The organism is Leifsonia sp. NCR5 (assembly GCF_002105485.1).
Lineage (GTDB): Bacteria > Actinomycetota > Actinomycetes > Actinomycetales > Microbacteriaceae > Leifsonia.
This window is the reverse complement of the sequence record NZ_NCSR01000032.1, coordinates 1-24310: the sequence shown is the minus strand read 5'-3', so window position 1 is coordinate 24310 and position 24310 is coordinate 1. Positions and strand designations below refer to the sequence as shown.

At 68.3% G+C, this 24310-nt stretch carries 21 protein-coding genes; 7 read left to right on the top strand and 14 right to left on the bottom strand.

What is annotated here, in order from left to right; genetic code table 11:
• Positions 1-45 precede the first annotated feature (45 nt).
• Positions 46-993: a heme A synthase gene (locus B7438_RS18560; RefSeq protein WP_085371170.1), complete on the top strand. Its 948-nt coding sequence runs from the start codon at positions 46-48 to the stop codon at positions 991-993.
• On the opposite strand, the gene B7438_RS18555 is transcribed toward B7438_RS18560, so the two are convergent.
• Both B7438_RS18555 and B7438_RS18550 read right to left on the bottom strand, forming a co-directional pair.
• Positions 964-1521, bottom strand: coding sequence for a GNAT family N-acetyltransferase (locus tag B7438_RS18555; protein ID WP_085371169.1), 558 nt, complete (start codon positions 1519-1521; stop codon positions 964-966). The two genes, B7438_RS18560 and B7438_RS18555, sit on opposite strands and share 30 nt — an antisense overlap.
• Positions 1522-1523: 2 nt before the next feature.
• A complete protein-coding gene (locus B7438_RS18550) occupies positions 1524-2444 on the bottom strand; it encodes a heme o synthase (RefSeq protein ID WP_085371168.1) in 921 nt (306 codons plus the stop codon).
• Between the two features lie 295 nt (positions 2445-2739).
• Between B7438_RS18550 and tkt the strand changes: the two genes are divergently transcribed.
• From tkt to pgl, 6 genes are read left to right on the top strand one after another with little or no spacing between them, the layout of a single operon-like run.
• Complete coding sequence (gene tkt / locus B7438_RS18545) at positions 2740-4833, top strand: transketolase (RefSeq protein ID WP_085371167.1); 2094 nt, start codon at positions 2740-2742, stop codon at positions 4831-4833.
• Positions 4834-4859: 26 nt separating this feature from the next.
• A complete protein-coding gene (tal, locus tag B7438_RS18540; protein ID WP_085371166.1) occupies positions 4860-5972 on the top strand; it encodes a transaldolase in 1113 nt (370 codons plus the stop codon).
• Entirely contained in the window at positions 5969-7579 is a 1611-nt protein-coding gene (locus B7438_RS18535) for a glucose-6-phosphate isomerase (RefSeq protein WP_085371165.1), read from the top strand. The genes tal and B7438_RS18535 overlap by 4 nt, the downstream gene beginning before the upstream one ends.
• Positions 7580-7607: 28 nt before the next feature.
• Positions 7608-9149: a glucose-6-phosphate dehydrogenase gene (gene zwf / locus B7438_RS18530; RefSeq protein ID WP_085371164.1), complete on the top strand. Its 1542-nt coding sequence runs from the start codon at positions 7608-7610 to the stop codon at positions 9147-9149.
• Positions 9146-10108 carry a glucose-6-phosphate dehydrogenase assembly protein OpcA gene (locus B7438_RS18525; RefSeq protein WP_085371163.1) on the top strand — a complete coding sequence of 321 codons (963 nt, stop codon included), beginning with the start codon at positions 9146-9148 and terminating at the stop codon, positions 10106-10108. The genes zwf and B7438_RS18525 overlap by 4 nt, the downstream gene beginning before the upstream one ends.
• On the top strand, positions 10105-10875 hold the full coding sequence (gene pgl / locus B7438_RS18520; RefSeq protein ID WP_085371162.1) for a 6-phosphogluconolactonase: 771 nt from the start codon (positions 10105-10107) through the stop codon (positions 10873-10875). Before B7438_RS18525 ends, pgl begins: the two co-directional genes overlap by 4 nt.
• Positions 10876-10953: 78 nt before the next feature.
• On the opposite strand, the gene B7438_RS18515 is transcribed toward pgl, so the two are convergent.
• The 12 genes from B7438_RS18515 to B7438_RS18460 all read right to left on the bottom strand — a co-directional run.
• The gene (locus tag B7438_RS18515) at positions 10954-11322 is read right to left on the bottom strand and encodes an RNA polymerase-binding protein RbpA (RefSeq protein ID WP_085371161.1); all 369 of its coding nucleotides are present in this window, start codon (positions 11320-11322) and stop codon (positions 10954-10956) included.
• A 28-nt stretch (positions 11323-11350) separates the two neighbouring features.
• Positions 11351-11602 carry a preprotein translocase subunit SecG gene (secG, locus tag B7438_RS18510; RefSeq protein WP_055894015.1) on the bottom strand — a complete coding sequence of 84 codons (252 nt, stop codon included), beginning with the start codon at positions 11600-11602 and terminating at the stop codon, positions 11351-11353.
• Positions 11603-11671: 69 nt separating this feature from the next.
• On the bottom strand, positions 11672-12475 hold the full coding sequence (gene tpiA / locus B7438_RS18505) for a triose-phosphate isomerase (protein ID WP_085371160.1): 804 nt from the start codon (positions 12473-12475) through the stop codon (positions 11672-11674).
• Positions 12463-13680 carry a phosphoglycerate kinase gene (gene pgk, locus B7438_RS18500; protein WP_085371159.1) on the bottom strand — a complete coding sequence of 406 codons (1218 nt, stop codon included), beginning with the start codon at positions 13678-13680 and terminating at the stop codon, positions 12463-12465. The genes tpiA and pgk overlap by 13 nt, the downstream gene beginning before the upstream one ends.
• 15 nt (positions 13681-13695) lie before the next feature.
• Entirely contained in the window at positions 13696-14706 is a 1011-nt protein-coding gene (gap, locus tag B7438_RS18495) for a type I glyceraldehyde-3-phosphate dehydrogenase (protein ID WP_085371158.1), read from the bottom strand.
• 103 nt (positions 14707-14809) lie between these two features.
• Complete coding sequence (locus B7438_RS18490; protein WP_055894023.1) at positions 14810-15436, bottom strand: superoxide dismutase; 627 nt, start codon at positions 15434-15436, stop codon at positions 14810-14812.
• A gap of 116 nt (positions 15437-15552) precedes the next feature.
• A complete protein-coding gene (gene whiA, locus B7438_RS18485) occupies positions 15553-16533 on the bottom strand; it encodes a DNA-binding protein WhiA (RefSeq protein ID WP_085371157.1) in 981 nt (326 codons plus the stop codon).
• Positions 16534-16591: 58 nt separating this feature from the next.
• Positions 16592-17467: an RNase adapter RapZ gene (gene rapZ / locus B7438_RS18480; protein WP_085371156.1), complete on the bottom strand. Its 876-nt coding sequence runs from the start codon at positions 17465-17467 to the stop codon at positions 16592-16594.
• 36 nt (positions 17468-17503) lie between these two features.
• Positions 17504-19510: an excinuclease ABC subunit UvrC gene (gene uvrC / locus B7438_RS18475; protein WP_085371155.1), complete on the bottom strand. Its 2007-nt coding sequence runs from the start codon at positions 19508-19510 to the stop codon at positions 17504-17506.
• A 9-nt stretch (positions 19511-19519) separates the two neighbouring features.
• Positions 19520-22396, bottom strand: coding sequence for an excinuclease ABC subunit UvrA (gene uvrA, locus B7438_RS18470; protein WP_085371154.1), 2877 nt, complete (start codon positions 22394-22396; stop codon positions 19520-19522).
• 179 nt (positions 22397-22575) lie between these two features.
• Positions 22576-23133 carry a hypothetical protein gene (locus B7438_RS18465; RefSeq protein WP_085371153.1) on the bottom strand — a complete coding sequence of 186 codons (558 nt, stop codon included), beginning with the start codon at positions 23131-23133 and terminating at the stop codon, positions 22576-22578.
• The coding region (locus tag B7438_RS18460; RefSeq protein ID WP_085371152.1) for a DUF58 domain-containing protein at positions 23130-24310 on the bottom strand (1181 nt) is incomplete at its 5' end. The genes B7438_RS18460 and B7438_RS18465, both read right to left, overlap by 4 nt.

Below are 24310 nucleotides of genomic sequence, written 5' to 3'. Positions count from 1 at the left end.
CGTTGCCCGAGTATCCGATCCAGAAGCAAGGAAACCAGACCCAGAATGAACCGCATCATCGCCTGGCTGCCCGACCGTGTCGATGTCCGGCTCAAGGTCATCGCGTGGATCTACCTCGTCGGGCAGATCATCCTGGTCGGCACGGGTGGTCTGGTGCGTCTGACGTCGAGCGGCCTCGGCTGCCCGACCTGGCCCAAGTGCACGGCCGACTCGCTGGTCAACACGCCCGAGATGGGCATCCACGGTGTCATCGAGTTCGGCAACCGCCTTCTCGGCATCCTGCTCGGGATCGTCGCCATCGTCGCGTTCGTCGCCATCCTGCGGCTGCGCAAGGAGCGTCCAGACCTGTTCTGGCTCACCCTGCTCGCCGGGCTCGGCATCCCGGCCCAGGCGGTCATCGGCGGTCTGAGCGTCCTCACCGACCTGAACCCGTACGTCGTCGGACTGCACTTCGTGGTGTCCATCGTGCTCGTCGCCCTCTGCACGACCTTCCTCTTCCGGCTCTCCACGACACCCGGCCCCCGGATGCGCGCCGTGCCCGCCTGGTTCGCCATCGTCACCCACATCACCAGCTTCGTGGTCGCCGTCACGATCCTGGTCGGCATCCTCACCACGGGATCCGGCCCGCACGCCGGAGACGCGAAGGCACCCCGCAACAACCTGAACCCCGAGATCCTGCAGCACGTGCACGCCATCCCGGCCTACGTCACGTTCGCGCTGACGCTGGTGCTCGTGGTCGCATCCCTGCGCTTCACCGCCACCAAGGTCCGGCGCTACGCCGCCCTGCTCCTCGTGGTGGAGCTGGTGCAGATCGCGGTCGGCCTGATCCAGGCCAACACCGGGCTGCCCGGCGTGCTGGTCGGGGTCCACATGATGCTGGCCGCGAGCCTCGCCGCGGCGATGACGGCCGTGGTGCTGTCGCTGAAAGCGCCCGTCGCGGGCAACGCCGCGGCGGACGCAACGTCAGTCGAGCGCGGGGCCGCTGTCGCCTGACGCCGGTCGTTCGAGCACGCCGAACAGCGCCTCCCTGGCGTCGCCGCGGATGTCCACGGCGTGCGGGCTGCGCTCGTCGAACGCGAAGCCCACCGCGGTCGCGAGGCGCTTGCTCGCCTCGTTGCCGACCAGGTACTCCCAGCGCAGGCGGGTGAGGCCCAGTCCCTCCGGGGCGAAGGCGTACGACAGGATGCGCGCGAGCGCCTCCCGCATGTAGCCGTGACCCCGCGCATCCGGTGCCTGCCAGCAGCCGACGGAGGCGGAGCCCGTGGCCTCGTCCCTGCGCACCTCGATCGTGCCGAGCAGCGGTCCGTCGTCGATCCGGAGCGCCCAGACGCAGAAGCGTCCGCTCGCCGCGCCGTGCGGCACGTAGCTGCGGACGAAGAACTCCGCGTCCTCCCGCGTGTACGGAGACGGGATCGGGATCCACTGCTGCACGACCGCGTCGCTGCACGCGGCGAAGACCGCGTCGATGTCCGACTCGCGCGGCGCATCCAGAACGAGGCGTTCCGTGCGCAGCGCGGTCATGGTCAGAACGGCAGCAGCGGGTCGATCGCGACGGCCAGGAAGATCAGCGTCAGGTAGGCGATGGAGCCGTGGAACACGCGCATCGGCGAGACGGCGGCGTGGCGGATCGCCAGGTTGTACAGCCGGTGCGACTCGTAGAGGAACCAGCCGCCGACCACCACGGAGATCGTGGTGTAGACGAGACCCATGTGCGCCACCGGGATGAGCAGCAGCGAGCAGGCGACCATCGCCCAGGCGTAGAGGATGACCTGCAGACCGACCACGGCGCGGCCGCGGACGACGGCGAGCATGGGGACGCCGGCCTCCTTGTAGTCGTCGCGGTACTTCATCGACAGTGGCCAGTAGTGCGGGGGCGTCCAGAGGAAGATGACGCCGAACAGGATGAACGCCGGCCAGTCGAGCGAGCCGGTCACGGCCGCCCAGCCGATCAGCACGGGCATGCAGCCCGCGATGCCGCCCCAGACGATGTTCTGCGGGGTGCGGCGCTTGAGGATCAGCGTGTAGAAGACCACGTAGAGCAGGATCGCGACGAGCGAGAGCCCTGCTGCGAGCCAGTTCGTGAAGAAGCCCAGGACCAGCACGGAGGCGACGCCGAGCGCGTACGCGAAGACCAGCGCCTCGCGGTCGCTGAGCTCCCCGGTGACGAGCGGGCGGTTCTTCGTGCGCTTCATCACGCGGTCGATGTCGCGGTCGATGTAGCAGTTGAACGCCCCGGCAGAACCGGCGGACATGTATCCGCCGACCACCGTCGCGAGCACCAGCAGCAGGTTCGGGATGCCGTGGGCGGCGAGTATCATCGTCGGCACCGTCGTCACGAGAAGTAACTCGACGACACGCGGTTTCGTCAGCGAGAAGTAGGCCTTGACCTTGCGGGCGACGCCGATTCGGCCCGATTCGACACGGCTTTCTACAGCGACGTCCATTGCTCCTCTAACGATTCGTCCGACTCCCCCAGTGATTCTAGGATACCCGTCCGATGACTCCTCCCCCGCCTACTCCGGCGACGGGTTATCCACAACCGGCTGAGGGAACACCCCACGTTTCGGGTGTGTTACCTATACTTGGAGGTGCTCGCCAGCCGGACCCGAACATCCATGCATCCTTTTGTAGGAGTCGCACGGATGCAGTCCGGCGCCGATGACGTCCACGGCGCGCACTACCTACACCGGTGCGGGACCACGACGGCCCTCACCATATCTACGAAGGGTCAGTTTTCACGTGGCAGCTCTGCAATGGGATCCCATTGACAACAAGGCAGTAGACACCGCTCGCGTTCTCGCGGCGGACGCGGTCGAGAAGGTGGGCAACGGGCATCCCGGAACCGCCATGAGCCTCGCTCCGGCCGCTTACCTGCTGTTCCAGAAGGTGATGCGCCGCGATCCGCACGACCAGCACTGGCTCGGACGCGACCGCTTCATCCTCTCGGCGGGCCACAGCTCGCTGACCCAGTACATCCAGCTGTACTTCGGCGGATACGGTCTCGAGCTCGACGACCTCGAGAAGCTCCGCACCTGGGGCTCCCTCACGCCGGGCCACCCCGAGGTCGGCCACACCGACGGCGTCGAGATCACCACCGGCCCGCTCGGCCAGGGCATCTCGTCCTCCGTCGGTTTCGCATACGCGAGCCGGTTCGAGCGCGGCCTGTTCGACCCGGACGCCGAGCCGGGCACGAGCCCGTTCGACCACTTCGTCTACGTCATCGCCGGCGACGGCGACCTGCAGGAGGGCGTGAGCAGCGAGGCATCCTCGCTCGCCGGCCACCAGCAGCTCGGCAACCTCATCGCGATCTACGACAGCAACCAGATCTCGATCGAGGACGACACAAACATCGCCTTCACCGAAGACGTCAAGGCGCGCTACGAGGCGTACCACTGGCACGTCCAGGTCGTCGACTGGAAGAAGACGGGCGTCTACGAGGAAGACGTGCAGGAGCTGCACGACGCCATCGAGGCGGCCAAGGGCGTCACCGACAAGCCGTCGCTGATCATCCTCAAGACGATCATCGGCTGGCCGGCCCCCAAGAAGCAGAACACGGGCAAGATCCACGGTTCGGCTCTCGGCACCGACGAGCTGCGCGCCGTCAAGGAGGTCCTCGGCTTCGACCCCGACAAGAACTTCGACGTCGCCCCCGAGGTCATCGAGCACACCCGCAAGGCCGTCGAGCGCGGCGCGGAGCAGCGTGCGGAGTGGCAGAAGGGCTTCGACGCCTGGGCGGCAGCGAACCCGGAGCGCAAGCAGCTCCTCGACCGTCTGCTCACCGGAGAACTCCCCGAGGGCGTCGAGGCTGCCCTCCCGGTGTTCGAGGCCGGCAAGGACATCTCGACCCGCGCGGCGAGCGGCAAGGTGCTCAACGCACTCGGCCCGATCATCCCCGAGCTGTGGGGCGGTTCGGCCGACCTCGCAGAGTCGAACAACACGACCATCGAGGGCGCGGCGTCGTTCGTCCCGTCCGAGCACTCGACGCACGAGTGGACGGGCAACCCATACGGTCGCGTCCTGCACTTCGGCATCCGTGAGCACGCGATGGCGGCCATCCTGAACGGCATCGTGCTGCACGGCCCGACGCGTCCGTTCGGCGGCACGTTCCTGATCTTCAGCGACTACATGCGCCCCGCCGTCCGTCTGGCAGCGCTCATGAAGGCGCCGTCGATCTTCGTCTGGACGCACGACTCCGTCGCCCTCGGCGAGGACGGCCCGACGCACCAGCCGATCGAGCAGCTCTCGACGCTCCGCGCCATCCCGCAGCTCGACGTGGTCCGCCCCGGAGACGCCAACGAGGTCGCGTACGCCTGGAAGACCATCCTGGAACGCCGCAAGGGACCGGCCGGCATCGCGCTGACCCGTCAGAACATCCCGGTGTTCGAGCGCGGTGACGGCGAGGCGAGCGGCGACACGTTCGCGTCCGCCGCCAACGTCTCCAAGGGCGCGTACGTGCTCGCCGAGGCGCCGAACGGCACCCCGGACGTGCTGCTGATCGCCACGGGCTCCGAGCTCCAGATCGCCGTCGAGACCCGCGAGGTCCTGCGGGGAGAGGGCATCAACGCGCGCGTCATCTCCGCACCGAGCCTCGAGTGGTTCGAAGAGCAGAGCGACGAGTACAAGGAATCCGTGCTGCCCTCCGCCGTCAAGGCCCGCGTCTCGATCGAGGCAGGCCTCGCGCTCAGCTGGCGCTCGTACGTGGGCGACCACGGCCGCAGCGTCTCGATCGAGCACTTCGGCGCATCGGCCGACTACAAGACGCTGTTCCGCGAGTTCGGGATGACCACCGAGCACGCCGTCGCCGCAGCCAAGGAATCGCTCGCGTCGCTCTGACGCGGGACAAGAGGAGATAGAAGAAAATGACAGACTCCACCCCCACCGCCCAGCTTTCGGCCGCAGGCGTCAGCATCTGGCTCGACGACCTGTCGCGTGAGCGCATCAACTCCGGCGGACTGCAGAAGCTCATCGCGGAGAAGAACGTGGTCGGCGTGACCACCAACCCGACGATCTTCGCAACGGCACTCTCCAACGGAGAGGCGTACGACGCGCAGGTGCGCGAGCTCGCAGCGGCCGGCACCAGCGTCACCGACGCGGTCTTCGAGATCACGACGGACGACGTCGCCACCGCCAGCGACATCTTCAACGAGGTCTTCGAGCAGACCGAGGGAACCGACGGCCGCGTGTCGATCGAGGTCGAGCCCGGCCTCGCACACGACGCAGCGGGCACCATCGCCGAGGCCAAGAAGCTCGCGGCCAAGGTGAACAAGCCCAACGTGCTCATCAAGATCCCCGCGACCGTCGAGGGCCTCGAGGCCATCACGGAGACCATCGGAGCCGGGATCAGCGTCAACGTCACGCTGATCTTCAGCCTCGACCGCTACCGCGGCGTGATCGAGGCGTACCTCGCCGGTCTCGAGAAGGCTCAGGCCGCAGGCATCGACCTCTCCGGCATCCAGTCGGTCGCCTCGTTCTTCGTGTCGCGCGTCGACACCGAGATCGACAAGCGCCTGTCCGCGATCGGCACCGACGAGGCGCTCGCGCTCAAGAGCAAGGCGGGCGTCGCGAACGCACGCCTCGCGTACCAGGTCTACGAGGAGGCGTTCGCGACCGACCGTGCCAAGGCACTCGTCGCAGCAGGCGCCAACGAGCAGCGCCCGCTCTGGGCGTCCACGGGCGTCAAGGACCCGAGCCTGCCCGACACCCTGTACGTCACCGAACTCGTCGCCCCGAACACGGTCAACACCATGCCGGAGAAGACGCTCGACGCGACCTTCGACCACGGCGTGATCACCGGCGACACCGTCACCGGCAACTACGCGGACGCGCAGGCCGTGCTCGACAAGCTCGCAGCGCTCGGCGTGGACTACGACGATGTCACCGCCGTCCTCGAGAAGGAGGGCGTCGAGAAGTTCGTCGTCTCCTGGAACGAGCTGCTGGACACCGTGACCGCAGCTCTCGAGGCAGCGAAGTGACGTTCCGCATCCACGTCACCGGCGCCACCGCCGATGCCGTGAAGGCCGTGGTCCCGCAGCTCGTCGCAGACCGCGTCGCGTCCGGGATCACCGCACAGGACCCCGCACTGTGGGGCCCTGCTGCCGAAGCCGAGGCGGCCAAGCGCCTCGGCTGGACGGAGGCCGTCGCGATCTCCCGTCCGCTGGTCGCCGAGATCACCGCCCTGCGCGAGGAACTCCACGCCAAGGGCGTCGACCACATCGTGCTCGGCGGCATGGGCGGCTCGTCGCTCGCTCCGGAGGTCATCACCAGGACGGCGGAGGCCGAGCTGACCGTGCTCGACTCCACCGACCCCGGCCAGGTGCTCTCCGCGCTGCGCGACCGCCTCGCCGCGACCGCCGTCGTCATCTCGAGCAAGTCGGGTTCGACCCTCGAGACCGACAGCCAGCGTCGCGTCTACGAGAAGTGGTTCCGCGACGCAGGTATCGACCCCGCTGAGCGCATCGTGGTCGTCACCGACCCCGGATCGCCGCTGGACGCCTCCGCTCGCGAGGCCGGCTACCGCGTGTTCAACGCCGACCCCAACGTCGGCGGACGATACTCGGCGCTCACCGCGTTCGGTCTCGTGCCGTCCGGGCTCGCCGGTGTCGACATCGCCGAGCTGCTCGACGAGGCAGAGGCCACGCTGATCGAGCTCGCCGTCGACAACGACGAGAACCCGGGCCTCGTGCTCGGCGCAGCGATCGCCGGCACGAACCCGCTCAAGGACAAGCTCGGCATCATCGCCGACGGCACGCACATCGTCGGCTTCGCCGACTGGGCCGAGCAGCTGATCGCGGAGTCCACGGGCAAGGAAGGCACCGGCCTTCTCCCCGTGGTCCTCGACCCGCTCTCCCCCGAGGTCGGAGAGAACCTCCCCGACCTGCAGATCGTGCGGCTCGTCGACAACGCGGAGGCTCACCACCTGTTCCCCGCCAACCGCCACGATGGCGAGATCCTCGTCTCCGGCAGCCTCGGCGCACAGCTCATCGTCTGGGAGTACGCCGTTGCCGTCGCCGGCCGCCTGCTCGGGATCAACCCGTTCGACCAGCCGGACGTGGAGGCCGCCAAGGTCGCCGCACGCGCGCTGCTCGACAGCCGTCCGGAGCCCGCCGCCCCCGCGTTCGTCGCGAACGGCGTCGAGGTCCGCACCACGGGCGACTTCCTGAACGGCGCGACCACCCTCGACGCCGCAGTGGATGCGCTGCTCGCCCAGCTCGGACCGGACGGCTACGTCTCCATCCAGGCATACGTCGACCGTCTCGCCCTCCCGCAGCTCGCCGGGATGCGCGACCTCCTCGCCGCCAAGGCCAAGCGTCCGGTGACGTTCGGCTGGGGACCCCGCTTCCTGCACTCCACCGGCCAGTTCCACAAGGGCGGCCCCGCCGTCGGCGTGTTCCTGCAGATCACGGCCGACGCGCCGGAAGACCTGGAGATCCCCGACCGTCCGTTCACCTTCGGCCAGCTCATCCAGGCCCAGGCGGCAGGCGACGCGAGCGTGCTCGGCGAGCACGGCCGTCCCGTCCTGACCCTGAACCTGACGAACCCCGAGGCGAGTGTCGTCTCGCTGTTCGAGGCCGTCAACTAACAGCGTCATCGTCCTGACTAGGAGCTCAATGTCCCCGGTGGAAATCACCCCGGAGTTCAATCCCCTGCGGTTGCCCTCCGATCGCCGACTGAATCGCATCGCCGGCCCGAGCAGCCTCATCATCTTCGGCGTGACAGGTGACCTGTCACGCAAGAAGCTGATGCCGGCTGTCTACGACCTCGCCAACCGTGGCCTGCTGCCGCCTGGCTTCTCGCTCGTCGGGTTCGCCCGCCGCGACTGGGAGGACCAGGACTTCGAGAAGGTCGTCTACGACGCCGTGAAGCAGTACGCACGCACGCCGTTCGAAGACGACGTCTGGAAGCAGCTGGCCCAGGGCATCCGGTTCGTGCCGGGTGAGTTCGACGACGACGCCGCGTTCGAGCGTCTCAAGAACACGGTCGAGGAGCTCGACAAGGAACGCGGAACGATGGGCAACCACGCGTTCTACCTGTCGATCCCCCCGAAGGCGTTCCCGCTCGTCACCGAGCAGCTGCGCAAGTCCGGCCTCGCCGACCAGTCGGAGACCGGCTGGCGCCGCGTCGTCATCGAGAAGCCGTTCGGAAGCGACCTCAAGACGGCACGCGAGCTCAACGCCGTCGTCGAGTCGGTCTTCCCGGCCGACTCGGTGTTCCGCATCGACCACTACCTCGGCAAGGAGACGGTCCAGAACATCCTGGCGCTGCGCTTCGCGAACGAGCTGTACGAGCCGATCTGGAACGCCAACTACGTCGACCACGTGCAGATCACGATGGCGGAGGACATCGGCGTCGGCGGCCGGGCAGGGTATTACGACGGAATCGGCGCCGCCCGCGACGTCATCCAGAACCACCTGCTCCAGCTGCTCGCGCTGACCGCGATGGAGGAGCCCATCTCCTTCGACGCGGCCGACCTGCGCGCCGAGAAGGAGAAGATCCTCGCGGCGGTGCGCCTGCCGAAGGATCTGGGCACCTCCACCGCCCGCGGTCAGTATTCCAGCGGGTGGCAGGGCGGCGAGAAGGTCGTCGGTTTCCTGGAGGAGGACGGGATGAACCCGGAGTCCACCACGGAGACCTACGCGGCGATCAAGCTGGAGATCGGCACCCGCCGCTGGGCCGGCGTGCCGTTCTACCTGCGTGCAGGCAAGCGGCTCGGCCGCCGTGTGACCGAGATCGCCGTCGTCTTCAAGCGCGCTCCGCAGCAGCTGTTCGCGGAGAGCCAGACGTCGGCCCTCGGTCAGAACGCGCTCGTCATCCGCGTGCAGCCGGACGAGGGTGTCACCATCCGCTTCGGCTCCAAGGTGCCGGGCGCCGGCATGCAGGTGCGCGACGTGAGCATGGACTTCGGCTACGGCCACGCGTTCACCGAGGCGAGCCCCGAGGCGTACGAGAGGCTCATCCTGGACGTGCTGCTCGGCGACCCGCCCCTGTTCCCCCGTCATGAAGAGGTCGAGCTCTCCTGGAAGATCCTCGACCCGATCGAAGAATTCTGGGCGACCCAGGGCCAGCCGGAGCAGTACCGGCCCGGCACCTGGGGCCCGAGCTCCGCGGACGAGCTTCTCGCCCGCGACGGCCGCGTTTGGAGGCGTCCATGATCGTCGATCTGCCCGATACCACCACGAGCAACATCTCGAAGGCCCTCGTCAAGATCCGTGAGGAGGGCGGCGCCGTTGCTCTCGGCCGCGTGCTCACCCTGGTGATCGCGACGCACCTCGGCCAGGAGGAGGAGGCCATCGAGGCCGCCAACGACGCCTCCCGCGAGCACCCGATGCGCGTGATCGTCGTCTCCACCGAGGAGGAGCGCACCTCCAACGGCGACGGCAGGCTCGACGCGCAGATCCGCGTCGGCGGAGACGCCGGCGCGAGCGAGGTCATCGTGCTCCGTGCATATGGAGAGACCGCCAGCGACGAGGAGGGCCTCGTGACGGGGCTCCTGCTCCCGGATGCCCCTGTGGTCGTCTGGTGGCCCGGGATCGCCCCCGAGGTGGTCTCGAAGTCTCCGCTCGGCCGCATCGCGACCCGTCGCATCACGGACGCGTCCGCGCAGCCGGACCCGCAGTCCGCGCTGCGTCACCTGTCGAAGACGTACGCCCCCGGCGACACCGACTTCGCCTGGACCAGGCTCACCCTGTGGCGCGCCCAGCTCGCCGCCGTGCTCGACCAGCCGCCGTACGAGCCGATCACGGCCGTCGAGGTCGCCGGCGCCGCCGACTCCCCGTCGACCATGCTGCTCGCGTCCTGGCTGGCGCTGCAGCTCCAGGTGCCTGTCCAGTACGACCTGACCTCGCGGGCCACCGGCTCCAGCGGCATCCACGGTGTGCGCATGCAGCGCGCATCCGGGGTCATCGAACTGGAGCGCGAGGTCCCGAACGTCGCCAGGCTGTCGCAGCCGAACCAGCCGACGCACGACCTCTCGCTGCCCCGCCGCAGCCTGCGCGACTGCCTCGCCGAGGAATTGCGTAGGCTGGACCCTGATGATCTGTACGGTGAGGTGATCACCAGAGGCCTCGACCAGCTCGAGACCGCCGACCAGGGAGCGGGCGCCACAGCATGACCAACGAACGCAGGGTGCTCGTCCACCCCGACAAGCAGGCGCTCACCGGATCGGTCGCCGCGCGTTTCCTCACCAAGACCGTCGACATCCTCGACGAGCTGGACGAGGCGAACATCGCGCTGACCGGCGGCTCCGTCGGCATCGCGGTGCTCGAAGCCATCAACGCGTCGCCCGCCAGGGACAGCGTCGACTGGTCGAAGGTCCACTTCTGGTGGGGCGACGAGCGGTTCGTCGAGAAGGCCAGCGAAGACAGGAACGAGCGGCAGGCCCGCGAGGCCCTGCTCGACCACATCGCCGTGCCGCCGGAGAACATCCACCCGTTCCCGGCGTCGGATGAGATCGCCGACATCGACGAGGCCGCCTCGGTGTACGCCGCCGAGCTGGAGGCGTTCGCGCAGGACGGCGCTCGCGCCCCCCGGTTCGACATCACCTTCCTCGGCGTCGGTCCGGACGGTCACATCGCGTCGCTGTTCCCCGACCGCGCCGGCATCCGGGAGACGGAGGCCACGGTGATCGCCGAGCGCGATTCCCCCAAGCCGCCGCCGGCCCGCCTCAGCCTGACGCGTCCGGTGCTCAACGCCTCCGACCGCATCTGGCTGGTGCTCGCCGGAAGCGACAAGGCCAGCGCGCTCGGGCTCGCCCTCGCGGGCGCCAGCTACACCGAGGTCCCCGTCGCGGGAGCCAAGGGACGCAAGCGCACGGTGTTCTTCGTCGACCAGGATGCGGCCGTCGACGTGCCGGAGAACCTGATCGCTCCGAGCTACTGACACCTCGCCGCGGCAACCCGCCACACCACGAAGAAGCCCCGCCGGTCATTGACCGGCGGGGCTTCTTCGTGTGTGCTGCTAGTTGGTGGGGCTCAGCTTGCCGCGGCGCGCGCGGAGCTGGTTGAGCGCGTCTTCGAGAAGCTGCTCCGCCTCTTCCTCCGTACGGCGCTCCTTCACGTATGCGAGGTGCGTCTTGTACGGCTCGAGCTTCGCCACCGACGGCGGGTTCTCCTTGTCGCGACCGGCGGGAAGACCCGACGACGGCGAATCGATGACCTCGGGGATCTCCTCCTCGGGGAGGTTCGCCGCGAAGTGACGGACCGTCTCGTTGCCGAGTGCGTCCCAGTAAGAGATGGTGATGCGCTCAGCGTGGAATCCACGATCCTGCTCCCCCATCGGGCCGGCGCCGACGCGCGAACCCCGAATTGCACTTCCTCCGGATGCCATGCTGCTCCTCGTTGTGACCTATGGACGCTTACGCGCCGGAATCGAACTTGGTGATGAGTCCGAGCACGACGATGCAGATGATCCAGACGAGCCCGAGAACCACGGTGATGCGGTTCAGGTTGCGCTCGGCTACACCGGATGCGCCGAGGTTGGACGTGACGCCGCCACCGAACATGTCGGAGAGACCGCCACCGCGCCCCTTGTGCAGGAGGATGAGCAGCGTCAGCAGGAGGCTGGTGATGCCCAGCAGGACCTGCAGGACGACCTGGAGAATTTGCACGACGTACCTTTCGCAAAGCACCCGGGGCTCAGCGCCCGGGAAGACCAACGACCAGTATAACCGGTGGGGTCAGAGTCCGACGTGCTTCTGGTATCGCACGATGCTCGCGAACTCGGCCACATCGAGGCTCGCGCCTCCGACGAGGGCGCCGTCCACGTTCGGTTCGCGCATGTAGCTCGCGATGTTGCCGGACTTGACGGAGCCGCCGTAGAGGATGCGCGTCTTGGCCGCGACGTCCTCACCGAGCACCTCGACCAGCACGGCGCGGAGCGCGGCGCAGACCTGCTCGGCCTGTTCCGGCGTTGCAGCCTGGCCGGAGCCGATGGCCCAGACCGGCTCGTAGGCGACCACCAGGTCGGCGGCGGAGGACACGTTCGCGAGTGCGGCGCGCAACTGGGCGACGGGCACGGCGCTCGCGCCGTGGACCTCCAGGTCTTCTGCCGTCTCGCCGACGCAGATGATCGGCGCCAGGTTGTGCGCGAGCGCTGCGGCGACCTTTCCTGCGACCTGCTCGTCGGTCTCACCGTGCAGCGTGCGCCGCTCGGAGTGGCCGATGATGACGTAGCGGCACTCGAGCTGCGCGAGGAAGGTCGCGGAGATCTCGCCGGTGTACGCGCCGGACTCGTGCTCGGAGACGTCCTGCGCGCCGAAGGCGAGCGGGAGCTTGTCGGCGGACACGAGCGTCTGCACGCTGCGCAGGTCGGTGAACGGCGGGAACACCGCGACCTCGACACTGGCGAAGTCGTGGTTGGCGTCCTTCAGGCTCCACGCGAGCTTCTGGACGAACGCGATCGCCTGCAGGTGATCGAGGTTCATCTTCCAGTTGCCCGCGATGAGCGGCGTACGCCGCACAGAAGAGCTCACTGCTGCCATCCGAGGACCTCCAGTCCCGGCAGGTGCTTGCCCTCGAGGAACTCGAGGCTCGCACCGCCACCCGTAGAAATGTGACCGAACTGGTCGTCTGAGAAACCGAGTGCGCGCACGGCGGCCGCCGAGTCGCCTCCGCCGACGACGCCGAGGCCGTCGACCTCGGTGAGCGCCTGCGCGACGGCCTTGGTGCCCGCCGCGAACGGCGCGAGCTCGAACACGCCCATCGGGCCGTTCCAGAACACCGTGCGCGAACGGCGGATGTACTCGCCGAACAGCGTGCCCGTCTCCGGGCCGATGTCGAGGCCGAGCCCCGCAGAGCCCCAGTCGGTGTCTTCGATGCCGTCGATCGGGCGCACGACGTGCTCGGCGTCCGCACCGAACTTCGACGCGACGACCACATCCCGTGGCAGCACGATCTCGACACCGAGCTCCTTCGCCGTGGCGAGGTAGCCCTTGACGGTGTCGATCTGGTCGGCCTCGAGCAGGCTGGAGCCGACCTTGTGGCCGAGAGCGGCGAGGAAGGTGAAGAGCATCCCGCCGCCGATCAGCAGGGAGTCGACGCGCGGGAGCAGGTGGCCGATGACGCCGAGCTTGTCGGAGACCTTCGACCCGCCGAGGACCACGGCGTACGGACGCTCCGGGTTCTCGGTGAGGCGGTCGAGCACATCCAGCTCGGTGGCGATCAGCTGGCCGGCCGCGCTCGGAAGAGCCTTGGCGAGCTCGTAGACGCTCGCCTGCTTGCGGTGCACGACACCGAAGCCGTCGGAGACGAACGCGTCTCCGAACGCGGCGAGTTTCGCCGCGAACGCCTGGCGCTCCGCCTCGTCTTTGCTGGTCTCGCCCGGGTTGAACCGGAGGTTCTCCAGCAGGGCGACATCGCCGTCCTGCAGGCCGGAGACCGCATCCTGGGCGCCGGAGCCGACGGTGTCCTTGGCGAAGGTCACCGGCTTGCCCAGCAGCTCGGAGAGCCGCTGGGCAACCGGCGCCAGGCTGTACTTCGCATCCGGGGCGCCCTCCGGGCGTCCCAGGTGGGAGATGACGACCACCTTCGCGCCCTGATTGATCAGGGCGTTCAGGGTGGGAATCGACGCTCGCACGCGGCCATCGTCCGTGATCTGGCCGTCCTTCAGAGGGACGTTCAGATCACAGCGGACGATGACCAGCTTGCCGGCGAGCGAACCGAGTGAATCAAGTGTGCGGAGCGTCACGTCGGTTCCCTGTCGTTAGAGGCGCTCGGCCACGTACTCGGTCAGGTCGACGAGACGGTTGGAGTAACCCCACTCGTTGTCGTACCAGGACGCGACCTTGACCTGCGTGCCGCCGATGACCTTGGTCAGGCCGGCGTCGAAGATCGACGAGTGCGGGTCGCTGACGATGTCGGTGGAGACGATCGGGTCCTCGGTGTACTTGAGGATGCCCTTGAGGGGACCCTCGGCAGCAGCCTTGTACGCCGCGTTGACCTGCTCGACCGTCACCGGGCTGCCGACCTCGACCGTGAGGTCGGTGATCGAGCCGGTGATGACCGGGACGCGGAGGGCGTAGCCGTCGAGCTTGCCGACGAGCTCCGGGATGACCAGGCCGAGAGCCTTGGCGGCACCGGTCGAGGTCGGGATGATGTTGGCAGCGGCTGCGCGCGCACGGCGGAGGTCGCTGTGCGGGCCGTCCTGCAGGTTCTGGTCTGCGGTGTACGCGTGGACCGTGGTCATGAGACCGCGCTCGATGCCGAAGTTGTCGAGCAGGACCTTGGCGAGCGGCGCGAGGCAGTTCGTGGTGCACGACGCGTTCGAGAGGATGTCGCTCACGGCGCTGTCGTAGGTCTCCTCGTTGACGCCGAGGACGATCGTGGCGACGTCGTCACCGGTCGCGGGGGCGGAGACGATGACCTTCTTGGCACCGCCGGCGATGTGCTTGCGCGCATCCTCCGACTTGGTGAAGCGGCCGGTCGACTCGATGACGATGTCGACGCCCAGCTCGCCCCAGGGGAGGTTGGCGGGGTCGCGCTCTTCGAGGACCTTGATGGCCTTGCCGTTGACGATGATGTTGTCGCCGTCGAGCTCGACCGTGGCGTCCAGACGACCGGTGATCGAGTCGTACTTGAGCAGGTGCGCAAGCGCCTTGTTGTCGGTCAGGTCGTTGACGGCGACGATCTCGAGGTCGCTGCCCTTGGCCAGAGCGGCACGGAAGAAGTTACGACCAATGCGACCGAACCCGTTGATTCCGATCTTTACGGACACAGATGTCTCCAGTTACTTGATGGGCGCCCGACGGGCGCGGTGTTGTGGGTAGGGAGCGGACGGCGGTGTCCCGGGCGGCGAACCATCCGGGACACCGTTCCCGCTATGACAGTAGCAGCAGGCCAGAGGTCTTCTCGCGCGCCCGCGTGAAGCGCTCCTGAACATCGCCCCAGTTGGTGATGTTCCAGAATGCCTTGACGTAATCCGCCTTGACATTCACGTAGTCCAGGTAGAACGCGTGCTCCCACATGTCGAGGAGCAGCAGCGGCACGGTGGCTGCTGCGAGATTGCCCTGGTGGTCGTACAGCTGCTCGATGATGAGCTTCTGGCCGAGCGAATCCCAGGCCAGGATCGACCATCCGGAGCCCTGGATGCCCAGAGCGGACGCCGTGAAGTGCGCGCGGAACTTGTCGAACGACCCGAAGAACTCGTCGATCGCGGCCGCGAGCTCACCGGTCGGCTTGTCGCCGCCGTCCGGCGACAGGTTGTTCCAGAACACCGTGTGGTTCACGTGACCGGCGAGGTTGAACGCCAGGTCTTTCTGGAGCTTGTTGACGTTGCCGAGGTCGTCGGCGTCGCGTGCTTCGGCCAGCTTGGCGATGGCGGTGTTCGCACCGTCGACGTACGCCTTGTGGTGCTTGTCGTGGTGCAGCTCCATGATCCGACCGCTGATGTTCGGCTCAAGCGCCGAATAATCGTATGGAAGGTCTGCGAGCGTGTAGTCAGCCATTACTCATCTCCTCATTTGGTTCCCGGCGCGATCCGTTCACACCGGGCTTCGAGCGACATTTCCAGTCTAGTAACGCCAACCGAGTTGGCCAGGGGTTGCTTCCCCGTCGAACAGACTCAGACTTCGTCGAGGTCGGACGGGAGGTTGGCCTCCGTGCCGGGGATGCCGAGGTCGACGGCCTTTTTGTCCGCCATCGCCAGCAGCCTCCTGATGCGCCCGGCGACCGCGTCCTTGGTCATCGGCGGGTCGGCGTGGTGGCCGAGCTCGTCGAGGCTGGAGTCGCGGAAGTTGAGGCGCAGCTCCCCCGCGTACCGCAGGTGCTCCGGCACGTCGTCGCCGAGGATCTCGAGTGCGCGCTCGACGCGGGCGCAGGCGGCGACGGCGGCCTGGGCGGAGCGGCGCAGGTTGGCGTCGTCGAAGTTCACGAGGCGGTTGGCCGTTGCACGGACCTCGCGGCGCTGACGCAGCTGCTCCCAGTTCTCGACGGTCTTCGCCGCGCCCATGTGCACGAGCATGGCGCTGATGGCGTCGCCGTCGCGGATCACGACGCGGTGCACGCCGCGGACCTCGCGGGCCTTTGCTGCCACGCCGAGGCGGCCGGCGGCACCGACGAGCGCCATCGCGGACTCGTTGCCCGGGCAGGTGATCTCCAGCGCGGCAGAGCGACCGGGGTCGGTGAGGGATCCGCTGGCGAGGAACGCACCGCGCCAGACGGCGGCGAGCTCCTCGCGGGAACCCGTGGTGAGACGGTTCGGGAGGCCGCGGATCGGGCGGCGGCGCGCATCCAGCAGTCCCGTCTGGCGGGCGAGGGTCTCTCCGCCGTCGAGCACGCGGACGAGGTACTGGCTGGTGCGCCGCAGACCGGACGCGGAGATGACGGAGACCTCGCTGCGGACGCCGTACAGCTCCGCGAGGTCTTTACGGACGCGGCGGGCGAGTTCCGGAGTGTCCAGCTCGCTCTCGACCGCGATGCGGCCGCTGATCAGGTGCAGGCCACCCGAGAACCGCAGGATGGTCGCGAGTTCGGCTGCCCGGACGGTGGTCTTGCTGACCTCGACCTTCGTGAGTTCGTCTTTGACGTCGGCGGTGAGAGCCAATCGGGTTCCTTTTCTGTTCGAACGGCCTGTCGTGGGGCCGTGGAGGCTGTGGCCGGCTTCATTCACGGCCGAGGTCGCGGTGTTTTGTGTTCACCGCGAGCCCAGGGATCTCTTTCAACCGGGTAGCGAGCTCTTCCGCAATCGCCACGGACCGGTGTTTTCCCCCCGTGCAGCCTACCGCGATCGTGGCGTGCCGTTTGTTCTCACGCTGGTAACCGTCGAGGATCGGGCGCAGAGCACTGACGTACGCGTCGATGAATTCCGCGGCGCCGCGCTGTTCGAGGACGAAGTCGCGCACGACGGCGTCGAGCCCCGTGAAGGGGCGCAGTTCCGGGTTCCAGAAGGGGTTGGGCAGGAAGCGCGCATCCGTCACCAGGTCGGCGTCGGCCGGCAGGCCGTACTTGAATCCGAAACTCATCAGCGTCACCTGCACACCCGCTGTGTTCTCCGCGGCGAAGGTCTCCGTGATGTTCGTGGCGAGCTGGTGGATGTTCAGGTCGGAGGTGTCGACGATGATGTCGCTCGCCTCGCGGATCTCGCGCAACCGCGTGCGCTCCGCGGTGATGCCGTCGAGGATCGTGCCGTCGCCCTGCAGCGGATGGGGTCTCCGCACCTGCTCGAACCGCCGCACCAGTACCGCGTCCGTCGCTTCGAGGAACAGCACGCGCACCTTGGTGCCCTCGCGCAGGCTCTGGATGAGGTCGCGCAGGTCGACGAAGAAGTTGCGGCCGCGCACATCCACCACCGCGGCGATGCGCGGCAGACCGGACTCAGCCCGATTGGCCAGCTCGATCAGCGGCCGGAGCATCTGCGGGGGAAGGTTGTCGACGACGTACCAGTCGAGGTCTTCGAGCGCGTTGGCGACCGTCGACCTCCCTGCTCCCGACATCCCGGTCACGATCAGCACTTCCTGCTGCTCGGTGTCGGTGCTCATCAGCCTTGTCCTCCGCTCGAAAGGTGTCCCCCAAGCCTAGCGACTGGCGAGTCGTTCATGGATGGCGGACGCCAGGGTCGGTCCGACGCCGCGCACGGCGGCGATCTCGTCCGGAGTCGCCTTCCTGAGCTGCGCCACGGAGCCGAAATGCTTCAGCAGCTCCTTGACCCTGGACGGGCCGAGGCCGGGGATCTCGCCGAGCACCGAGCCGATGTCGCGCTTGCGCTTGGCGCGCTGGTACGTGATGGCGAACCGGTGCGCCTCGTCGCGGATGCGCTGGATGAGGAACAGCGCGTCGCTGTTGCGCGGCAGGATCACCGGGAAGTCGGAGTCCGGCAGCCAGATCTCCTCGAGACGCTTGGCGATGCCGACCAGTTGGATGCCCTGCACGCCGGACTCCTCCAGCGCGCGCCTGGCCGCAGCCACCTGGGGCTGGCCGCCGTCGACGATGAGCAGGTTGGGCGGGTACGCGAACTTCTTGCGCCGCTTTTCCGCCGCCTCCGCGAGCTCGGCGTCGATGTCGATCTCTGGATCGTCGCCGGCGTCGTCGGTCTGAACGCCGGCGGCGCGAGCAGCACCCGTCTGCGCGCCCTCCGCCCCCGGCTCGGCGAACTCCGCCTCCGGGTTCTTCAGGTACGCCAGCCTGCGCGTGATCACCTGGTAGATCGACTCGGTGTCGTCCGTCGACTCCGGGATGCTGAACCGCCGGTACTGGTCCTTCCTCGGCAGCCCGTCCTCGAACACGACCATCGAGGCCACGATGTTGGTGCCGCTGAGGTGCGAGACGTCGTAGCACTCCATCCGGAGGGGAGCATCCGGCATGCCGAGCGCATCCTGGATGTCGTTGAGCGCCTTGGACCTGGCCACGAAGTCGGAGCTGCGCCTCGTCTTGTAGAGCACGAGAGCGTTCTTGGCGTTCATCTCGACGGTCTGGGCGAGCGCCGCCTTGTCTCCGCGCTGCGCCACCCGCAGCTCGACCCGTCCGGTGAGGCGTCCGCGCGGTGCTCCCGGGTCGCCGATCTCGTGGCGGCGGGCCGTGAGCCACTGCTCGAGTTCGATGGCGTCGTCCGGCAGCTCCGGCACGAGGATCTCGCGCGGCGGAGCATCCGATCCCTCGTACGCGTTCTGCACCACGGTCTCGACGAGGTCGCCGAGTTCGACGTCGAGCTCCTTGTCGACCACCCAGCTGCGCACACCCCGGATGCGGCCTCCGCGCACGATGAACTGCTGCACGGCGGCGGCCAGCTCGTCGTGCGCGATACCGAACACGTCGGCGTCCACGTTGTCGGGAAGCACGACGGCGCTCTTGCCCATCGCCGCTTCGAGAGCCTGGATCGCGTCACGGTGGCGGGCGGCGGCCTCGTAGTCCTGCGTGCTCGCGGCCTGCTTCATCCGCTCGGTCATCACCCGGATGTACTTGGTGTCGTTGCCCGCCATGAACGAGACGAAGTCCTCGGCCAGCTCGCGATGATCCTCCGGGCTGATCCGCCCGACGCAGGGAGCTGCGCACTTGCCGATATCGCCGAGCAGGCACGGACGCCCGGTGAGCTCCGCCCTGCGGTAGACGCCGTCGGAGCAGCTGCGCATCGGGAACGCCTTGAGCATCAGGTCGACCGTGTCCCTGATCGCCCAGACCTTCGTGTACGGCCCGAAGTACCGCGCGTCCTTCACGCCACGGTTGCGCGTGACCATCACCCGCGGGATGCGGTCCCCCAGTGTCACCGCCAGGTACGGGTACGACTTGTCGTCCCGGAACTGCACGTTGAACGGCGGGTTGAACTCCTTGATCCAGGTGTATTCGAGCTGCAGCGCCTCGAACTCGGTCGCCACGACCGTCCACTCCACCGACGCCGCGGTGGTCACCATGCGCCTGGTGCGCTCGTGCAGGCTGCGGAGCGGCTGGAAGTAGTTGCTCAGCCGCGCCCGCAGGTTCTTGGCCTTGCCGACGTAGAGCACGCGCCTGTTGGCGTCGCGGAACCGGTACACCCCGGGCTGGGTCGGGATCTCACCGGCTTTCGGCCGGTAGCTGACGGTGTCTGCCACGCGCCCGGCCTACGCGGCGCCCCGGGCGCTCTCGCCCTGGAGGATCTCCTTGAGGAAGTATCCGGTGTGGCTGCCCGGCGTTTCCGCCACGCGCTCCGGCGTTCCGGTCGCGATGACTTCTCCGCCGCCTGCTCCGCCCTCCGGCCCCATGTCGATGATCCAGTCCGCGGACTTGATCACGTCGAGGTTGTGCTCGATGACGATCACGGTGTTGCCCTTGTCGAGCAGCCCGTTCAGCACCAGAAGGAGCTTGCGGACGTCTTCGAAGTGCAGACCGGTGGTCGGCTCGTCGAGAACGTACACGCTGCGCCCGTTGGAGCGGCGCTGCAGCTCGGTGGCGAGCTTGACGCGCTGCGCCTCGCCGCCGGAGAGCGTCGTGGCGCTCTGGCCGAGCCTGACGTAGCCGAGACCCACATCCACGAGGGTCTGCAGGAAGCGGTGGATCGCCGAGATCGGCCGGAAGAACTCCGCGGCCTCGCTGATCGGCATGTCGAGCACCTCGGCGATGTTCTTGCCCTTGTAGTGCACGGACAGGGTGTCGCGGTTGTACCGCGCTCCCCCGCACACCTCGCACGCCACGTAGACGTCGGGCAGGAAGTTCATCTCGATCTTGATCGTGCCGTCTCCGGAGCACGCCTCGCAGCGCCCGCCCTTGACGTTGAAGCTGAACCGGCCGGGCAGGTAGCCGCGCGACTTCGCCTCCATCGTCTCGGAGAACAGCGTGCGGATGCGGTCGAAGACGCCGGTGTACGTCGCCGGGTTGGAGCGCGGCGTGCGTCCGATCGGCGCCTGGTCGACGTGCACGACCTTGTCGAGGTTCTCAAGCCCGGTGACGGCCTTGTGCTTGCCCGGCAGCTTGCGTGCGCCGTTGAGCTTGTTGGCCAGCACCCGATACAGGATGTCGTTGACCAGCGACGACTTGCCGGACCCGCTCACGCCCGTGACGGCGACGAACGTGCCGAGCGGGAAGTCGACCGTGACCTTCTTGAGGTTGTTGGCCTCGGCGCCGACCACGGAGATCATGCGCTTCTTGTCGATCTTGCGACGCTTGGCCGGGATCTCGATCTCCTTGCGGCCGGAGAGGTAGTCGCCGGTGAGCGAATCCCTGTTCTCCAGCAGCTCGTCGTACGAGCCCGAGTGCACGACGTGACCGCCGTTGACGCCGGCGCCCGGTCCGATGTCGACCACCCAGTCCGCCGTGCGGATGGTGTCTTCGTCGTGCTCGACCACGATCAGCGTGTTCCCCAGGTCGCGCAGTGCGACGAGGGTGTCGATCAGACGGCGGTTGTCGCGCTGGTGCAGGCCGATGCTCGGCTCGTCGAGCACATAGAGCACGCCGGTGAGCCCAGAGCCGATCTGCGTCGCCAACCGGATGCGCTGGGCCTCGCCACCCGACAGAGTGGCGGCTGCGCGCGACAGGTCGAGGTAGTTGAGCCCGACCTGGATGAGGAAGTCGAGACGCAGCTTGATCTCGCGCAGCACCTGGGCCGCGATCTTCTCCTCGCGCTCGGTGAGGTGCAGCTTGTCCATGAACACCCGGGCATCGCTCAAGCTCAGCTCGGACGCGTCGGCGATGCTCGCGCCGTGCACGAGGACGGCGAGGACTTCGGGCTTCAGCCGCTTGCCGCCGCACACGGAGCACGGCACCTCGCGGAGGTACTCCGCCCAGCGCGCACGCTGCGTGTCGGTCTCGGCCTGCAGGTATTGGCGCTCGATGTACGGCACGACGCCCTCGAAGCCCGAGGTGTAGCTCATCTCACGGCCGTAGCGGTTCTTCCACTTGACCTTGACCTCGAAGTTGTCGCCGCGCATGACCGCGTTGCGCACCTCGTCCGGGAGCTTCTTCCACGGCGTCTTCAGCGAGAACTTGAGGTCGCGGGCCAGCCCGTCGAGCAGCTTCTCGTAGTACTGGAACAGCCCCTTGCCCTGCGTGGTCCACGGCACGATGACGCCGTCGGCGATGCTGAGGTCTTCGTCGCCGAGCAGCAGGTCTTCATCCACCGCCATGCGCGTGCCGAGGCCGGAGCACTCCGGGCAGGCGCCGAACGGCGCGTTGAACGAGAAGGTTCGCGGCTCGATCTCGGTGAGCTGGATGGGGTGGTTGTTGGGACAGGACAGCTTCTCGCTGAAGGTGCGCCACGCATCCGGGCCCTCTTCGTCGACGAAGTTGACCTGGACCAGCCCGTCGGTGAGCCGCAGCGCGGTCTCCAGGGAGTCGGTGAGGCGGCTCAGGATGTCCGGCCCGGCGACCAGACGGTCGACGACCACCGAGATGTCGTGCTTGTACTGCTTCTTGAGCGTCGGCGGCTCGCTGAGCTGGATCTGCTGGCCGTCGACGATGGCGCGCGAGTATCCGGATGCCGCGAGCTCCTTGAAGAGGTCGACGAACTCGCCCTTCTTCTGCGAGACGACGGGGCTGACCACCTGGTAGCGCCTGCCCGCTTCGAGCTCCATCAGCTGGTCCGCGATCTGCTGCACGGTCTGGCGCTGGATGGGCTCGCCGCAGACGGGGCAGTGCGGGACGCCGATGCGCGCCCAGAGCAGACGCATGTAGTCGTAGATCTCGGTGATCGTTCCGACCGTGGACCGCGGGTTGCGGTTGGTGGACTTCTGGTCGATCGACACGGCGGGGCTCAGGCCCTCGATGAAGTCGACATCCGGTCGGTCGACCTGCCCGAGGAACTGCCTGGCGTACGCCGACAGCGACTCGACGTATCGGCGCTGCCCCTCGGCGAAGATCGTGTCGAAGGCGAGCGACGACTTGCCGGAACCGGACAGCCCGGTGAAGACCACGAGCGAGTCCCTCGGGATCTCGAGGTCGACGTTGTGCAGGTTGTGCACCCGCGCTCCTCGCACGCTGAGGTGTGAACCCGTCACCTTGCCCATAACCACCCGATCAATTTCAGTCACTCGATCAATTCTCCGCTACTCGTCGCCCCAGGTCGGCTGTGTTCGCCCAGCGCAGATCGCACGCCGGCACAGATCGAAGATATGTTCGATTGTACCGGTTCATCGACAGGCCTGTCACCGCTCGCCGCCGAGTCTATGCCGGACCACCGACATTGCTACCGGGGATCGTCCTGCTGCCCCGCCGGACGGTGCGGACGGCGCAGCAACAGAGGCACCGCGACGAGGAAGAGCGCCACGACCGCGACTCCGGTGAGCACCGCCGGCCACACCGTCGCACCGCCCCCGGCACTCGTCGTGAGCGCGAGCAGCCCGACTGCGGCGAGCTGCACGGGCACCTGGACGATCACGAACCGCAGCAGCGACGACAGCAGCACGGCGGGCTGCAGCCGGGCGAGCGGCGGCACCACGAGCATCCACGATGCCGTCAGGTGCAGAGCGTGCGCCCCGGCGATCAGCGCATACACCCGCCACTCGCCGACGGACTGCGGATGCAGCAGCACGGTGAACGCGAGCGCCCCGATGAGGAACCACGCCGTCAGCCAGCGCGGAACGGCGACGGCCGCCGCGGTGAGGGCGAGCGACACGGCCAGCCAGAATCCGGAGTCTGCCACGGTCAGGCAGAGCGCGAGGGCGATCGCGCCGAACAGGGCACGAACGCTCCACCCGGGAACGGTGGCGCCGAGCACGGGTTCTGTGGCGTTTGCGCCGCTCACCGGGACCTCCTCGGCCTGCTCAGCTCGCGGAGGCGCGCATCCCGTGTGCCGGATTCGGCTCCGTTGTCGTCGCTGTCCTGCCAGGCGAGCACGTCGATGCCCGCCGCCGCCAGCCGGCGGAAACGTAGGGCGCGCTCGACCTCGACGACTTTCAGCGCCAGCCGCTCCCTCGGGGGAAGGTCGCGCGTGAGCCTGGCGGGCAGCACGTCCACGGCGATCACCCGGTGCCCGGCGGCCCGCCAGACGAGCGCGAGGCGCAGCGGCTGCTCATCGAGGAACGTCGACATCACATAGACGAGGGCGCCGGGGGCGAGGATCGGCGCGCGCACCCGCTCGGTGGCCGCGCCGCGCGGGCCGGTGAGCTCGACGGCGCGCGACACCCGGTGCAGGTGCCTGGCGCCCGCCCGGGGAGGGATGGCGCGGGCAGGGTCCGCCAGGTCGTCGAAGCCGACCCTGTCCCCCGCCGCGACGTACGCTCCGGCCAGCGAGACGACCGCCTCCCGCGCGAGATCCTGCGACGAGACGCCGGGCAGTGGATGCATGGCCGCCCAGTCCGCGACCCTCCCGGTGAGATCGTCCCTGCTGTCGATCACGAACTGGACGGCGGCGTCGGAGGTGGCCATCGTGCGGCGGACGAACAGCTCACCGGCGCTCTGCGCCCGCCGGGCGGTCGCCTTCCAGTCGATGCGGCGCAGCCTGTCCCCCGGCTGGAACCGGTCGACATCCCGGAACTCGCCCCCGTCTCCCGGCCGCGCGGACGGGTGCGGCCCGGTCAGCCCGATCAGCCGGGCGGGAAGCGGCAGGCTCCGCACCGGCACGATCCGCGGACGCACCACCCGGTCGAGCGCGGGCGCCGCCGCGGTGTCGCCGACGAACGACGCGTCTGCGCCGATGACGCGGGCGGTCAGCCGCAGCAGCCGCTGCGGTCCGGAGTGTACGACGACGATGTCGGCCGGGATGCGTGTAGCCGCGCGCGGGGTGAGGACCGTGTCCAGCGGCGCCCGGTTCGGGAGCGCGATGCGGACCCCGACGGCGTCGATGCCGGTGGGGGCGTTGGAGGTGGGGGTGGTGACGGAGCCGATGGCGCGGACGATGGCGCCTTGGGTGGTGCGGGTGGGCGCGGTGGTCTCGGTCGTGGGAATCGACGGGCTGGTGGAGGAAGCAGGAGCCGCTGGGG